14 protein-coding genes are annotated in these 15,388 nt (G+C 67.1%); 5 read left to right on the plus strand and 9 right to left on the minus strand.

Annotation, left to right across the window (positions count from 1 at the left end; all coding sequences use genetic code 11):
* Nucleotides 1-26: 26 nt before the first annotated feature.
* The gene (locus ACV22V_RS23365) at nt 27-1,328 is read right to left on the minus strand and encodes an NCS2 family permease (RefSeq protein ID WP_059527038.1); all 1,302 of its coding nucleotides are present in this window, start codon (nt 1,326-1,328) and stop codon (nt 27-29) included.
* Nucleotides 1,329-2,092: 764 nt separating this feature from the next.
* Between ACV22V_RS23365 and ACV22V_RS23370 the strand changes: the two genes are divergently transcribed.
* Nucleotides 2,093-2,371, plus strand: coding sequence for a hypothetical protein (locus tag ACV22V_RS23370; protein ID WP_006480752.1), 279 nt, complete (start codon nt 2,093-2,095; stop codon nt 2,369-2,371).
* Between the two features lie 172 nt (nt 2,372-2,543).
* On the opposite strand, the gene ACV22V_RS23375 is transcribed toward ACV22V_RS23370, so the two are convergent.
* The 5 genes from ACV22V_RS23375 to ACV22V_RS23395 all read right to left on the minus strand — a co-directional run bounded on the left by ACV22V_RS23375 (nt 2,544) and on the right by ACV22V_RS23395 (nt 7,215).
* Nucleotides 2,544-2,918: a DUF2917 domain-containing protein gene (locus tag ACV22V_RS23375; RefSeq protein ID WP_059527245.1), complete on the minus strand. Its 375-nt coding sequence runs from the start codon at nt 2,916-2,918 to the stop codon at nt 2,544-2,546.
* Nucleotides 2,919-3,169: 251 nt separating this feature from the next.
* The gene (locus ACV22V_RS23380; protein WP_448015681.1) at nt 3,170-3,457 is read right to left on the minus strand and encodes a hypothetical protein; all 288 of its coding nucleotides are present in this window, start codon (nt 3,455-3,457) and stop codon (nt 3,170-3,172) included.
* An 89-nt stretch (nt 3,458-3,546) separates the two neighbouring features.
* Complete coding sequence (locus ACV22V_RS23385; protein ID WP_448015682.1) at nt 3,547-4,452, minus strand: metal-dependent hydrolase; 906 nt, start codon at nt 4,450-4,452, stop codon at nt 3,547-3,549.
* Nucleotides 4,453-4,486: 34 nt separating this feature from the next.
* The gene (locus ACV22V_RS23390; protein ID WP_448015683.1) at nt 4,487-6,274 is read right to left on the minus strand and encodes an SDR family oxidoreductase; all 1,788 of its coding nucleotides are present in this window, start codon (nt 6,272-6,274) and stop codon (nt 4,487-4,489) included.
* 44 nt (nt 6,275-6,318) lie between these two features.
* Nucleotides 6,319-7,215 (minus strand): M24 family metallopeptidase, encoded by an 897-nt coding sequence (locus ACV22V_RS23395; RefSeq protein ID WP_059692081.1) that lies wholly within the window; start codon nt 7,213-7,215, stop codon nt 6,319-6,321.
* Nucleotides 7,216-7,648: 433 nt separating this feature from the next.
* On the opposite strand from ACV22V_RS23395, the gene ACV22V_RS23400 reads away from it, so the two are divergent.
* From ACV22V_RS23400 to ACV22V_RS23410, 3 genes are all read left to right on the plus strand, one after another.
* Nucleotides 7,649-8,926 (plus strand): haloacid dehalogenase-like hydrolase, encoded by a 1,278-nt coding sequence (locus ACV22V_RS23400; RefSeq protein WP_059527026.1) that lies wholly within the window; start codon nt 7,649-7,651, stop codon nt 8,924-8,926.
* Nucleotides 8,927-9,280: 354 nt separating this feature from the next.
* Nucleotides 9,281-10,072: a hypothetical protein gene (locus ACV22V_RS23405; protein WP_448015684.1), complete on the plus strand. Its 792-nt coding sequence runs from the start codon at nt 9,281-9,283 to the stop codon at nt 10,070-10,072.
* Nucleotides 10,073-10,080: 8 nt separating this feature from the next.
* Nucleotides 10,081-10,311: a hypothetical protein gene (locus ACV22V_RS23410; protein ID WP_223964841.1), complete on the plus strand. Its 231-nt coding sequence runs from the start codon at nt 10,081-10,083 to the stop codon at nt 10,309-10,311.
* A gap of 110 nt (nt 10,312-10,421) precedes the next feature.
* Here the strand turns inward: ACV22V_RS23410 and ACV22V_RS23415 are convergent, their stop codons facing one another.
* The 3 genes from ACV22V_RS23415 to ACV22V_RS23425 all read right to left on the minus strand — a co-directional run bounded on the left by ACV22V_RS23415 (nt 10,422) and on the right by ACV22V_RS23425 (nt 13,922).
* Entirely contained in the window at nt 10,422-11,195 is a 774-nt protein-coding gene (locus ACV22V_RS23415; RefSeq protein WP_059527023.1) for a slipin family protein, read from the minus strand.
* Nucleotides 11,192-12,766 carry an NfeD family protein gene (locus tag ACV22V_RS23420; protein WP_448015685.1) on the minus strand — a complete coding sequence of 525 codons (1,575 nt, stop codon included), beginning with the start codon at nt 12,764-12,766 and terminating at the stop codon, nt 11,192-11,194. The genes ACV22V_RS23415 and ACV22V_RS23420 overlap by 4 nt, the downstream gene beginning before the upstream one ends.
* 121 nt (nt 12,767-12,887) lie before the next feature.
* Nucleotides 12,888-13,922: an AraC family transcriptional regulator gene (locus ACV22V_RS23425; RefSeq protein WP_059692086.1), complete on the minus strand. Its 1,035-nt coding sequence runs from the start codon at nt 13,920-13,922 to the stop codon at nt 12,888-12,890.
* A 137-nt stretch (nt 13,923-14,059) separates the two neighbouring features.
* Here ACV22V_RS23425 and ACV22V_RS23430 point away from each other — a divergent pair, with 137 nt between their 5' ends.
* Nucleotides 14,060-15,193 (plus strand): acyl-CoA dehydrogenase family protein, encoded by a 1,134-nt coding sequence (locus ACV22V_RS23430; RefSeq protein ID WP_059527243.1) that lies wholly within the window; start codon nt 14,060-14,062, stop codon nt 15,191-15,193.
* The last annotated feature ends 195 nt before the right edge of the window (nt 15,194-15,388 follow it).

Here is a 15,388-nt window from a genome sequence, read left to right on the forward strand (position 1 = left end):
GTGCGGCGCACCGGGGCGCGCGTGCGTCACTCGCTGCCGAGATAGAAGAAGCGGAACAGGAACACGGCCGCGATGATCCACACGATCGGCTTGACCGTGCGGGCCTGGCCCGTCAGCAGCTTCAGGCCGCCGTACGCGATGAAGCCGAACGCGACGCCGTTCGCGATCGAGTAAGTGAACGGCATCAGCAGCGCGGTCAGCGCGGCCGGCACGGCTTCGGTCGCGTCGTCCCACGGCACGTCGACCATCTCGCGCAGCATCAGGCACGACACGTACAGCAGTGCCGGTGCCGTGGCGTAGGCCGGCACGACGCCGGCGAGCGGCGCGATGAACAGGCACGCGAGGAACAGCACGGCGACGGTGATCGCCGTCACGCCCGTGCGGCCGCCGGCCTGCACGCCCGACGCGCTTTCGATATACGCGGTGGTCGACGACGTGCCGAGCACCGAGCCCGCGACGATCGCGGTGCTGTCGGCGAGCAGCGCCTTGTTCAGGCGGTTCATCTTGCCTTCGACGAGCAGGCCCGCGCGGTTCGCGACGCCCATCAGCGTGCCGGTCGCGTCGAACAGTTCGACGAGGAAGAACACGAGGATCACGTTGATGATGCCGGTCGACAGCGCGGCGCCGATGTCGAGCTTGAACAGCGTCGCGTCGATCGACGGCGGCGCGGAGAACACGCCGTGGAACTGGTTGTCGCCGAAGAAGAACGACAGGATCGTGACGCCGATGATGCCGATCAGGATCGCGCCGCGCACGCGCAGGTGGTCGAGCGTGACGATGGTGAAGAAGCCGATGATCGCGAGGATCGTGTCGTGCTTGTGCAGGTCGCCGAGCGTGACGAGCGTGGCCGGGCTGCCGACGATCACGCCCGAGGTTTTCAGCGAGATGATGCCGAGGAACAGGCCGATGCCGGCGGTGATCGAGATGCGCAGCGATTTCGGAATGCCGTTGACGATCGCCTCGCGCACGCGGAACAGCGTGACGAGCAGGAACAGGCAGCCGGAGATGAACACGGCGCCGAGCGCGGCCTGCCACGTGAAGCCCATCCCCTTGACGACCGTGTACGCGAAATACGCGTTCAGGCCCATGCCGGGCGCGCAGGCGATCGGGTAGTTCGCGTACAGCCCCATGATGATCGACGCCAGCGCCGCGACGAGGCAGGTCGCGACGAACACGGATTCCTTGGGCATGCCGGCATCGCCGAGGATCGCGGGGTTGACGAAGATGATGTAGGCCATCGTCAGGAACGTGGTGACGCCCGCGAGTATTTCGGTGCGGAAGTCGGTGCCGGCTTCGTCGAAGCCGAAATACCGCTTGATGGATTCCATGAAGGCGTTTCTCCGGTCGGGTTGTCGTGTTGCTTGTTGTTTATGCCGAATTGTTGTAAGGCAGCGGCGAGGCCGGCCTACTGTAACCAGCCACTATTGCGACGCTATCGGCGGATTGTAATAGCGCGGATAGCTCGGACGATATAGTTGCGGGGCACGATCGGCAGCGTTCGCGCGAACGGTCGGACAGGCCGGCCGCGCGACGAAGGCGCGCATTTTACCGGTTCGGACCAGGCGGGCAGGTAGAAACGATGGAAACGATTCGATGGCGGGCGGGACGTGTCGGCCGATGCGGGCGCAACGGCATGATCGACGTGCGGTGCATGGCCGCCACGCGACGGTATGCGATGGTACGCGACCGCAACGGCACGCCCGCACGAGGGGCGAACACAGGACGGACGCAATGCGCGCGCACATGACCGGCGCGGGTGCGCGGCGGCGCGCAGCGGCCATTCGTCAGTCCAGGCGGTTGCAGATATCGGGCTATCCTGCGCCGAAGCCGTCGCGTCCGCAACTGTCATTTCGCGACGCGGGCCGGACTGTGGTTTCTGTGTAAAAGATTGCAAGACGTCATCGCGTTAACCGGCAAGTCTTTCTAGGATAGATACACCGCGCACACACGTCGGCCAGTTGTTGCCGACGCGGGGGAGTCGCAGTCCGTGCAGGCCAGGCGGTGAAGCGCGGTGACGGTCGTTGCGCATTCGGGCAGGCGCGACCGGTTGCGATTGCCCGATGCGGGTTTGTCCGTCATCACGGAGGTCAGCATGTTGAACTGGATCAGCCGTTGGGCGATGCGGCACGCCCCCACGCCGGAAAAAACCGCTGCGTCGATGCTCGTGACGGCGCGCATGGAACTGTTCGCAGCCGAACAGCGCGTCATCGATGCGAAATTACAGGCGGATTACTGGCGTACGCGGGTGTCATTTCTCGAGGAGGTGCAAAAGCAAGGCATCGACCCGTGGGTGACCTCGCAGGCGGCGCAACGCCCCGACCTCGATTCCACGCCTCGCAGCACGGGCCCGCGTCTCGCCGCCAGCACCTGATGCACGTGATGCATGTCAGGGTTGCGCACGGCGCGCGATCGCTCGCGGCACGCACGTGCGTGCCGCGTCATTCGATGCGCACCTGCGACGCGTCGCGTCGCGGGTGCGTCCGTTTCCGGATGCGCTGATTCAGTGCGTTCCGGCATCCCGTCGCGCGCGTGAGCGCGCATCGTCAATCCCGTATTCGCCATCGTCCGACGAGCAAACGTTGCATGCGCGCGAGCGTGCGTCTCAGCCGTTCGCCGCGCTTCACGTACGCCGTCGTGATCGATGCCTCGGCCGGCCGGTCGTCATCGGTGCCGAGCCAGATGCGATCGCCGCGCGCGATGCGCAGCACGTCGCCGGGTTGTACCCAGTAGTCGTCGACGCTCGGCGGCCGCGTGATCCACAGCGGCGCGCCGTGCGCGCGGATTTCCGCATCGCTCGGCGCGCGCCAGGTCAGCGTCGTGCGCGGCGCGACCGCGAAACGGATCACGACGGTCGGTAACGCGATCGCGCCGACGCGGCGCGAATCGGGACGGTCGAACAACGGGCTTGCCTGGTCCATCGTCTTCTCCATTCGTTGAGCCGGACGGATGACGCGCACCAGAACAAAAAGGCCTCATCCGTTTCCGGTGAGGCCTTGTGTGACATGCGGTACTGCTCGGATGCTAACGCACAAGCGCCTCCCGTGATCCATTCTTTCGAATGTTCAGCGGGCAATGATTCGCGATGGCGATGAGCTTGAACGTAGGCATGCGAACGAGTTTGTCGATGTCGTACGGCGTTGTCAACGACTATTTTCGAGATATGTGACGATCACGCGTCGCGCTGGGCGAGGCCGTTGACGAGCAGTTCGGACAGCAGGCCCGTCATCCCGTTCGGATGCGTGGCGGCGCGTGCCTTCAGCTGTTCGACGAGGTCGGCGTTGAGCTTGCACGCGAACGGCACGAGGCCCTGCTCCTGGTCGAGCTTGCGCTGCGCGCGGCGGTCGAGCTTCGCCGCGTCCTCGGCGCCCTTGCCGAAGCGGGCGGAGCTGGACTGCTTCATCGCGTGCGTCAGCTTGAGCGCCTTGTTCTTTTCTAGATCGGTTTTCTTCATGGCCATCGCGGCACCTCCGGGAAATGAAGCCGCGATTGTACGCATTTCGGCGGGCGCCCCCGCCGAAACCGTCGCGAACCCGCGTGCGGGCCCGGTCACGCGCCCTTCGTCGTGCCCCAGTTGCCGCCGTGCGCGGCCGCCTGCGCGGCCGGCGAGCGCGCCAGATACGCGAGTGCCTGCTCGGTCGAGCCTTCGTGGTGCGGCGTATAGCCCGGCCTGAAATAGCGCAGCGCCGCGCCGATCACCTTCCAGAACGACGGCAGATGCCCGCGCCGCGAACCCTTCCACCACGACAGCACGAAACCCGGATAACGGCCGGCGACGGGATCTCGCCGGTACATGAATTTCGCGCCGCTCGTGATGAAGTAGAGCAGCAGCACGATCACGAACGCCATGTGCACGCAGCGTTCCGGATAGTTGCCGCCCATGTGGTTGTAGATGTCGAACGCGACGGTCCGGTGTTCGACTTCCTCCGCGCCGTGCCAGCGCAGCAGGTCGACCATCGTCGGGTCGGCGCGGCCTTCGTCGAGCCCGTGCGCGTTGAGCACCCAGTTGCCGAGATAGCCGAAGAAATGTTCGAGCGACGCGATCACCGCGAGCTGCTGACGCAGCCAGAAGCGCGTGTGGCCGATCTTCAGCCCGAACGGCGCTTCGCCCAGCACGCGCGTGAACAGCCAGTTCAGCTTCTGCGTGAATGGCTTCGTGTCGATCCCGTGCCGATCGTAGTAATGCTTGAGCACGCCGCCGTGCGAGCGCGAATGCACGGCTTCCTGGCGCAGGAAGCCCTCGGCTTCGTCGCGCAGGCGCGCATCGGTGATGTTCGGCAGCGCCTTGTTGTATACGCGGCAGAACCACAGTTCGCCTTCCGGGAACAGCAGGTTCAGCGTGTTGATGATGTGCGTGCTGCCCGGGTCGTTCGGCACCCACGTGATCGGCGTGTCGCTGAAGTCGAACTTCACGTGCCGGGCCTTGATCTTGTGATAGTCGGCGGTAGCGGTCATCTGTGTCTCCGTTCCTGTGCGGCGCGCCGCGCCGTCAATGCGATGCCATGCTGACGCGGGCGAGCATCCGGCCGAGCCACGGCATGAAGCGGCCGACGAAGCGCAGCGCGTGCGCCTCGGTGCCCACGGCCACGACCGGCCGGTTGCGCAGCACGCCGTCGACCATCGCCTGCGCGACGGTTTCCGGCTTCAGGCCGCGCATCTGGTACAGCTTCGTCGCGCGTTTGCGCAGCCGCGCCTCGTCCTGTGCGTTGGCGCCCGCGTATTGCGTCGACGCCATGATTCCGGTTTCCGCGAAGCCGGGGCAGACGGCCGTCACGCCGATGCCTTTTTCCGCGAGTTCCGCGCGCATGCATTCGCTGAGCATCAGCACGGCGGCCTTCGTCGTCGCGTACGCGGGCAGGTCGCGCGACGGCCCGAACGCGGCGGCGGACGCGGTGTTGACGATGTGGCCGCCCGTGCCGCGTGCGGCCATCTGCTGCGCGAACAGCCGCGAGCCGTGGATCACGCCCCACAGGTTCACGTGCAGGATGCGCTCCCAGTGCCGTTCGCTCGTGTCGAGAATGCCGCCGGCCATGCCGATGCCCGCGTTGTTGATCACGACGTCGGCGCCGCCGAGTTCGCTGCCGACCCATGCCGCGAGCGCTTCCATCTCGTCGGCGGAGCCGACATCCACGCGTTTCGCATGCGCCTGCGCGCCGGTCAGCCCGAGCAGCAGCGCGGTGCGCTCGGCGCTCGCGAGATCGATGTCGCACGCGACGACGGTCGCGCCTTCGCGGGCGAATGCGAGCGCCGCGCAGCGGCCGATGCCGCTGCCCGCGCCGGTGACGACCGCGACCTTGCCGCTGAAGCGGCCGCTGGTCGCGCGGCGGCGTGCGTTCGCGAGCGCGGGCGGCTCGTCGCCCGATTCGACCGCGTCGATCAACTGTTCGGCGAGGCCCGCGAAGCGCGCGGGATCGGCGAGCGGCAGCCAGTGGCCGGCCGCGACTTCGCGGCGGTAATACTGCGGCACCCAGCGCGACAGGTTCTCGGACAGCGCCGGGCTCACGTATTTGTCGCCGAGCGGCACGATCGTCTGCACCGGCGCGTGCGCGTAGCGCTCGCGCGGCGCGAACAGGCAGCGGATGAAATTCGCGCGATAGAGGCGCACGCCGCGCGCGCCGTCGTCGGCCTGCGTCGCGCGCGGCGTGGCGGGGGTCTTCTCGACCCGGCGCAGCAGGCCCGGCCATGCGCGGCCGAGCCACAGCCGCCAGCCGAGCTCGGGGATGAACGGCAGATGGAACAGATACACGTACCACGAGCGCACGAGCTGCCCGCCGAGCCTGGCCAATGACGCGGGCGTCGGATGCAGCACGCGTTCGCGCAGCCAGAAGCCGACGTGGTCGAGGCATGGCCCCGAGCACGACGTATACGACGCGATGCGGTCGGCGAGCCGCGGGTCCGTGACGAACTCCCAGCCCTGGATCGAGCCCCAGTCGTGCGCGATCAGGTGCACCGCGCGGCCGGGGCAGAGCGCGTCGATCACCGCGATGAAGTCGTCGGTCAGCTTCGCGAGGTGGTAATCGGCCGTGCGCTTCGGCGCGCCGGACAGGCCCGCGCCGCGCACGTCGTAGGCGATCACGTAGTGCGTGCGCGCGAGCAGCGGCGCGACGTGCTGCCAGACGCTGCTGTCGTCGGGGTAGCCGTGCACGAGCACGACCGGCGAGCGGGCCGGGTCGCCCCAGGTCCTGACCGCGAGCGTCAGGTCGCCGGAGGCGACGGCCGTCTCGCTGTGAACCGATTCGAACAGGGCCAGCGGCGCTTCATCGGAAAGAGGCTGCATCGTGTGTCCGTCGTTCAGGGATTCGGTGGAAGGCGGCGTTCGTGTCAGGCGGCCGCCGGCACGCTCGCGACGGCCTGCGCGCGTTCGGCCTGGCGGCGCTGCCAGCGGCGCACGTGCGGCAGGTCGTCGTCGAGCCAGTACGCGTCGTCGTCGGTGATCACCAGCAGTTCCTCGAATTTCGCGCCGACGCCGGCGAAGCCGAGATGCGGCTCCACGGCCCACAGGCCCGGCACCGGCGCGTGTTCGGAGCGGCGGTCGATCGACCACAGCGGCGACCAGCCCTGCTGCTTCGCCGCGCGGCCCTGGTCGAGCAGCAGGTTGCGCGTCGCGTTCAGCCCGAAGCGCGCGACGAAGCGCGGTGTCGACAGCTTGTGGATCTTCGCGACGCGATGCGCGAGCACCTTGAACGGATAGGCCTTGTGGCGCGGCTCGACGCCCTGGCGGCGACACAGCGCGTCGACCGCCTGCGCGACCTCGGCCATCGGGCGACGCTCTTTGACCAGCCGCACGATCATGTCGCGATGGTCCATCAGGTCGTCCTGCAACTGTTCGAGGATCGGGTTCTGGCCGAGGCAGTGCGCGTAGCCGACGTCCGCGACGATCCCGTCGAGCACGGGCGCGACGTCGAGGATCACGGGCATGTCGGTCTCGAGCTGGCGGTTGCTCGGGAAGAACGCGAGGTTGAAGCCGCCCATGTGCTTCAGGCCGGAGAAGCCTTGGAACGCCGTGCGGTCGCCGAACCACGCGAACGGTTTGTGCAGCCAGTCGTGCACGCCGTTGTCCTGCAGCCATTCGGTCAGCAGGCGCGCGGCTTCCTTCTCGGTGATGCCGGGGTAGAGCATCGCGCCGACGGTCTCGACGCAGCGATAGGCAAGCTGCTGGACCGCGCGGAATTGCGGCAGCTCGTCGAGATGGACTTCCGGCAGCGGATGATCGGGCATGTTGCGTCTCCATGTGTCGGCCTGCGTTCGGCGACGCGGGCGAATTATTCAGTCAGCATTTAATGTGTCATTGATCGATGTAAAGATCATAGCCGGTTCCACGTGGCGCGGAGGTGAGGGCTTCTCCTAATGAAGGCCGAAATGGAGGGGACGCTCTAGGTTTTCGGCGGTCGGGGCCGGATGGCCGTCGCCGTGCACGTGGCCGGTGCGGGAGGGCCGGCCGGAGCGCGCGCGCGGTGGCGGCGCCGGCCCGGCATGTCGCACCGGATCAATTCCCCGTCGTGTCGTGGCGAGACGCTGTCAAATTGCCGAAATAATTTCGTCACATCATTCGCCCCCGATTCGAAGCCTTTCCGGCTTCGCGGAGCGGGTGTGCCGCGCGTTGCGCGGGGCAGCGACCCAAGCCGATTCGACCATTCCACGGAGAGAGACCATGCAACGCCGCAAGTTCATGAACACCCTTGCCGCTGCGACCGCTGCGACGCCGCTGATGCTCAAGGCCGGCATGGCCGGCGCGAAGAGCGCGACCGCGCCGGACGCGCTGGACCCGGGCCGCTGGTCGCCGTTCAACGCCGCGCGCCTGCAGGCGGTGCTCGACCGGCACGGCGTCGCGAGCGCGCGCTACGACGGAAAGCGCCGCCCGTACGCGGTGTTCGACTGGGACAACACGTGCATCATGAACGACTGCGAAGAGGCGTTACTGATGTACCAGATCAACCATCTGCAGTACAAGCTGACGCCGGACGAGTTCGTCGGTGTGATGTGGAAGGACGTGCCGAAGGGCGCGTTCATGAAGGACTACACGACCGTCGACGGCAAGCCGGTGACGATGGAGGATCTCGCCGCCGACGTCGAGTCCGACTACCGCTGGCTCCATGCGAACTACAAGGGCCTCGGCGGCGACAAGAGCCTCGACGAGATTCGCGAGACCGACCAGTTCAAGGATTTTCGCGCGAAGCTGTACTTCATGTACGACGCGATCTGCGACACGCATCCGCTCGAAGTCGGCTACAAGTGGATCATCTACTTCTACAAGAACATGACGACCGCCGAGCTGCAGGCGATGGCGGAAGCGTCGAACAACTACGGTATCGGCGACGCGCTGCGCAAGGTCCGCTACGAAAGCCCGAAGACGCTGCCGGGCAAGGCCGGCGTGGTGGCCGACACGCATTTCCACGGCATCCGCATTCACGAGGAAATCCGCGCGGTGATGCACACGCTGCGTGCGAACGGCATCGACGTGTACGTGAGCACCGCGTCGCTCGACGATGTCGTGCGCGTATTCGCCGGCAATCCGAACTATGGCTACGGCGTGCCGCCCGAGAACGTGATCGGCCTGCGGCTCGACATGCAGGACGGCAAGTACACGAGCACCTATCCGGCCGGCTGGCATTTCAACTGGGGGCCCGGCAAGACGGTGGGCATCCGCAACGTGCTCGCGTCGAAGAAGGGCTACGGCCCGCTGCTGGTGTTCGGCGACAGCGACGGCGACGCGTGGATGCTGCGCGACTTCAAGGACACCGCGGCCGGCGTGATCGTCAACCGGATGAAGAAGGGCGAGATCGGCGCGGACAGCAAGCTCGCGGCCGAACAGATCGGCAATCCGGACGCGCGTTTTCTGCTGCAGGGCCGCGACGAGCACACGGGCCTGATGATCCCGGACGAGAAGTCGATCAAGTACGGCAAGACGGATCGCAAGCTGCTGGCTTGACGCGTGGCGGGTGGGGGCCGGACTGAATTTCCGGCCGCCATCCGCTGCTGGTTGAAGCACGCAAGTTTTGTTCGCCAGACATACCCCCCAAAAATACCTCCGGACATAAGGTGCTGGCCACGGTAGGTCAGCCCTTGCCGCGATCGCACAGTGCCGCCGTGACACTTTCCAAGCTTGTGTGCGCGTCGCTGTGAATTCGCAGAACTTCCTTGCGCTCCGTCGTACGTTTCGTGGATTCCGTCGCCGATACAGGCGAAGTGCGGCGAGATGGCGCATGCCTGCGTGACGGACGGATGCATACGATGCGTCCTCTCAGCGAGCAATGACGATGCAAGTGCATGAACTCGAGTGTCGTTGAGCGCTTATCCCGGTGGAGTCCATATGCCCTTTGATTTTGCGGTGGGCGTCGGCAGGCGTTGCACACTGTATTCGCGAAGTGAACATCGCTCGCGTTTCCCTTCCGGCACACCGGGGGAAAAGGCGGGAAAGGAGCTTGTGGGGGCGGCCGGCGTGGGAGACCTGGCACGCGATACCGCACAACTGGCGCGCCTGCGCGATTTTCTTGAGGACTGCCGCGTCGGGCACTACGCCCAGAGCATCGAGCCGCAACAACTTTTGCCGGCATTGCAGCGCGCCATGAGCGGCGGTGACGTTATTGCGATTGTTGAGCAGCTACGCTCATCCGGGGTAGGCAGTCGAGGAACCGATGAGCCGCCGCGCCCGCGATCGATCACATTCTCGCCGTCTCAGCTATTCAAGCGCGCGGCCGGCGCAGCGACCAGTTTGGACACGTCGAATCGCGCGGTACGCAAGCTTTCCGTCAACGATGGAATCGCGATATGGTTTGCGAAACCGGGCGACATGCTGCCCGATGGCACCATAGCCACGGCGCTGGGTAGCGCGCAGCCGTTTGAATACGTTCCCGATGATCTGACCGGTGACGTGATGGAGATGGCAGGTGCGGATCGCGGCAGAATGTACGCTTGCGACGTGATCTCGGCGGAGTGCAAAGGCTCCGTATTGCGCGTGTTTCCGAGCCAGTATCTGAACGCGACACTCAACGATATTCAGAGCGACGCGCGCGGCGGAGTCAAGGATGCCCGCAAAGCCCTCAAACTCCTGAACGACAACCGATTCAAAAAGTAGGATCTAACATGACTCACCCGATATTTGACTTGCTGACGAAGCTGGACGTTGCGCGTGTTTCTTACGCGCTCAGTCGTCACCGGTCGGACTCCATCCTCGTTTCCGTAACGGTCGTTGGGCAACGTATCGAGATTGACGTGTTCGAAGACGGGCACATGGAAGTTTCCCGATTCGTTGGCAACGAAGACATTGAGGGCGGGGCGGAGCTGATCGATTCGATCTTGGCATCGGCTGCATAGCCGGCATGGCCATACACTGACGCTCATCCGCATGGCGGGTAGCGGGTTCGCGTTTCGGGATGTCGACAGATTGCGCCTGAACGCTTCTCGATGCCGGTAACCGCTGACCCTCACCGCTCGCGCGGCGGCCCCAACCGATCCAGCAACGCGCTCAGCAGATCCACCGGCAGCGGAAACACGATCGTCGAATTCTTGTCCGCCGCGATCGTCGTCAGCGTCTGCAGGTAGCGCAGCTGCATCGCCTGCGGCTGCTGCGCAAGCCGCTGCGCCGCCTGCAGCAGCTTCTCCGACGCCTGCAATTCGCCTTCCGCGTGAATCACCTTCGCGCGCCGTTCGCGTTCGGCCTCGGCCTGCCGCGCGATCGCCCGGATCATCGTTTCGTTCAGGTCCACGTGCTTGATCTCGACCGTCGACACCTTGATTCCCCACGCATCGGTCTGCGCATCGAGCGTCTTCTGGATGTCGGCATTCAACTGCTCGCGCTCGGCGAGCAACGCGTCGAGTTCGTGCTTGCCGAGCACCGCGCGCAGCGTCGTCTGCGCGAGCTGGCTCGTCGCCTCGAAGAAGCGCGCGACCTGGATCACGGCCTTCTCCGGATCGACGACGCGGAAATACACGACCGCATTGACCTTCACCGACACGTTGTCGCGCGTGATCACGTCCTGCGCGGGCACGTCGAACACGACGGTGCGCAGGTCGATCCGCACGACCTGCTGGACGATCGGGATGATCAGCACGAGCCCCGGCCCCTTCACCTTCCAGAACCGGCCGAGCATGAACACGACGCCGCGTTCGTACTCGCGGAAGATGCGGATCGACGATGCGACCAGCACCACGACGAAGACGATCAGGACGCCGCTGAAGCCGAACGTGTAGCCCATCATGACGGTGCTCCCTGGTGTTGTTGTTCGTGTGCCGGCACGTCGTAGAGCGGCGCGACGGTGAGCGTCAGCCCGTGGCGGCCGGTGACGCGCACGCGGCAGCCGGCGGCCAGCGGCATGCTGCTCGCGACGCGCCAGCGCTCGCCGTGCACGCGCGCCCAGCCCGCCGCCGACGGGGCGGGGCCGGCCGCGTCCTGCGGCTGGTCGGCGCGCAGGCCGTCGTCGAGCACTTCGCCGATGCTGCCGACCATCGCCTCGGCGCCCGTCACGACCGGCCGCCGCCGCGCGCGCAGCGCGACGCTCGACACGCCGGCGACGAGCAGCCCGCCGCCGACCGCGAGGCCCGCGATCACCTGCCACGGAATGCCGTAGCCGGGCACGTCGGTATCGATCAGCATTAATGCGCCGATCGTGAACGATACGATTCCGCCAAACCCGAGCACGCCGAAGGTCGGCAGGAACGCCTCGGCGACGAGGCAGCCGAGACCGAGCAGCACGAGCCCGAGGCCCGCATAGCTGATCGGCAGCAATTGCATCGCGAACAGCCCGATCAGCAGGCAGATGGTGCCGGCGACGCCCGGCAGCACGAAGCCGGGATTCGCGAATTCGAAGAACAGACCGTAGATGCCGATCGTCAGCAGGATCAGCGCGACGTTCGGATCGGCGATGATCGACAGGAAGCGGCTGCGCCAGTCGGGCGCGAGCACGACGAGCGGCGCATGCGCGGTCGCGACGCGCACCGTGCCGGCGGTCGTCGTCACGGTGCGGCCGTCGAGCTGGCGCGCGAGGTCGGCCGGGTCCTGTGCGATCAGGTCGACGACATGTTGCGCGCGCGCCTCGGTCGCCGACAGGCTCAAGGCCTCGCGCACCGCGCGCTCGGCCCATCCGGCATTGCGTCCGCGCAACTGCGCGAGGCCGCGGATGTACGCGGCGGCGTCCTGGGTCGCCTTGCGGATCTCGGTCGACTGCGTATCGTTCGGCAACTCGGCCGGCGTCGCGGATGCGCCCGATGCGCCGGCAGCACCCGATGCGCCGGCCGGCGACGGTCGGGGCGCGCCCGGCGTCCCTGGCGCACCCGGCGCGCCACCGCCGATGCCGAACTGCACCGGCGACGCCGCGCCGAGATTGGTGCCGGGCGCCATCGCGGCGATGTGGCTCGCGTAGACGATATAGGTGCCCGCGCTCGCGGCCCGTGCGCCGCCCGGCGCGACGAACGCGGCGACCGGCACCGGCGAGCCGAGGATCGCCTTGATGATCTGCCGCATCGACGTGTCGAGGCCGCCCGGCGTATCGAGTTGCAGGATCGCGAGCGGCGCGTGCTCGCGCGCCGCGCGGTCGAGCGAGCGGACGATGAAGTCGGCGCTGGCCGGCCCGATCGCGCCGTTGACCGGAATCACGAACACCGGAGGCGCGGCCGCGGGTGCGGCGGCGGGAGGCGGGGCGGCAACGGCCGCGCACACGACGAGCAGCGCCGCGAACAGCGCGGCGCGCGCGACCCGCGCGGACAGCGGGTGACGGGGGCGGGCGCCGGGCGATGCAGGTGCCGGCGACGGCCCATGACGGTGAATGCGCATCGGGGCGTCCGGGCGGCGCGCGGCCGCACGCCGTCCGGCTCGCGGAAAGGGCGTTGGCCCGATATTTGAAGATTAGGCGGTTTCGGCGGAAAGCGCGAAGGCGACGCGGCAGGCCGCGGAATCAGCCGGCGCCGCCGCCGCGCGCGAGCGCTTCTTCCCGATATTCGGCCGGGCTGCGCCCGCTCCATTTGCGAAACGCGCGGTAGAACGCGCTCGGTTCGGCGAAACCGGTGGCCGCCGCGACGTCGGCGATGGTCCGCGACGGATCGGCCAGCGCCTCGAACGCGAGGTCGCGCCGCAGCGTGTCCTTGATCGCCTGGTACGCATGACCTTCCTGGTGCAGCTTGCGGCGCAGCGTCGCCTCGGCGACGTGCAGCCGCGCGGCCATCCCGTCGGCGCCGGGCCACGCGGCGGGCGGCATGCCGCGCAGCACGGTGCGCACGCGTTGCGCGAGCGCGTTCGGGTTGCGGTACTTGACGATGAAGCTGGCCGGCGCGTTGCGCAGAAACGTTTTCAGCGTCCTGGCGTTCTGCACGACCGGCAGCGTCGCGAATTCGGGATCGAAATCGACATACGAATCGGGCTGGTTGAACCGCATGTCGTCGCACAGCATCGACGGATATTCGTGGTCGGCCGGCGGCGTGTCGCAGCGGAAGCTCGCGTGCAGCAGCGGGATGCGCCGCCCGATCAGCCAGCAGGTCAGCCCGTACACGATGATGAAATAGGTCGCGTACGTGAACATCGCGGGCGTCGCGGTGCTGTTGCGGTGCACGAAACGCAGCCGCACGCGCTGCGGGTTGGCGTCGAGTTCCGCGTGCAGGTCGTCGAGCACGCAGTGCATGAAATTCACCGCGCGCGCCATCGCGTGCAGCCCGTCCTGCGCGGACAGCGCCGCCTGGCTCATCGCGATGAAGCTGCCGCTGCGCATCGGATGGCGATCCTGCCCGAAAAACTCGTCATCGAGCGCGCGCGCAATGGCGTTCCACAGCGCGCCGTATTGCTGCGCGGACACCCGCGCACGCGGCTGCGCGAGCAGCGCCGGCGCGATGCCGGCCTGCGCGAGCAGCGGCTCGGCCGCGACGCCGCGCCGGGTGGCGAGCGCCACGCTGTAGGCGACGAGGCTGATCGCGACGGTTCCCTTGTCTTCCTGCTTCATCGAAGCCGCCGGTATGGCAAAAACGCTCAGTGTAAATGAGCGGCGCGAGCATCGAACAGTCGCGCGCGCTTGCCTACACTTGTTGCATCGAAACGAAAGGTCGGTCGCGGCACGCGGCCGCGGGAGACAGCAGCGCCATGGACGAGCTTTACACCGAAGACCAGCGGATGATCCGCGACGCCGCGCGCGCTTTTGCCACCGAGGTGCTGGCGCCGAACGCCGCGCAGTGGGACCACGACGCGCACCTGCCCGACGCCGTCGTCGCGCAGCTCGGCGAACTCGGCCTGCTCGGGATGATCGTGCCGCAGGAGCTGGGCGGCGCGTATACGGATTACGTCGCCTACGCGCTGGCGATGGAGGAAATCGCCGCCGGCGACGCCGCATGCGCGACGATGATGAGCGTGCACAACTCCGTCGGCTGCGGGCCGATCCTCGGCTTCGGCACGCCCGCGCAGAAGGATCGCTGGCTGGCCGAGATGGCGGCGGGCCGCATCATCGGCGCGTTCTGCCTGACCGAGCCGCAGGCCGGCTCCGAGGCGCACAACCTGCGCACGCGGGCGGAATTGCGCGACGGCAAGTGGGTGCTGAACGGCGCGAAGCAGTTCGTGACCAACGGCCAGCGTGCCGGGGTCGCGATCGTTTTTGCCATGACCGACCCGGAAGCCGGCAAGCGCGGCATTTCCGCGTTCCTGGTGCCGACCGACACGCCCGGCTTCATCGTCGGCAAGCCGGAAAAGAAGATGGGCATCCGCGCGTCCGACACGTGCCCGATCACGTTCGAGAACTGCGCGATTCCGGAAGAAAACCTGCTCGGCAATCGCGGCGAAGGATTGAAGATCGCGCTGTCGAACCTGGAAGGCGGGCGCATCGGCATTGCCGCGCAGGCGCTCGGCATTGCGCGCGCCGCGTTCGACAAGGCGCGCCGCTATGCGGGCGAGCGCGTGCAGTTCGGCAAGCCGATCGCCGAGCATCAGGCGATCCAGCAAAAGCTCGCCGACATGGCCACGCAGATCAACGCGGCGCGCCTGCTCGTGCATCACGCGGCGAAGCTGCGCACGGCCGGGCTGCCGTGCCTGTCCGAAGCATCGCAGGCGAAGCTGTTCGCGTCCGAGATGGCCGAGCGCGTGTGTTCGGATGCGATCCAGATTCACGGCGGTTACGGCTATCTCGCCGATTACGAAGTCGAGCGTCACTATCGCGACGCGCGCATCACGCAGATCTACGAGGGCACCAGCGAAGTGCAGCGGATGGTGATCGCGCGACAGCTTTGAGTCCTGAATCGCGACGCGCGCGCTATCGGCAATCACACAAACCAATAAGGCAGGCAAACAGGCAGGGCACGAGGGCAGCGCGGCAAACGCGGCACGCAACGACGTGACCGTGCGCCGCGCGACACGGAACCGTGCATGCGCCGCGGCGCGTGCCCGGTTGACCGCTGGGCATGGAGACTCGAGACGGAGACGACA

Source organism: Burkholderia sp. AW33-5 (assembly GCF_053427615.1).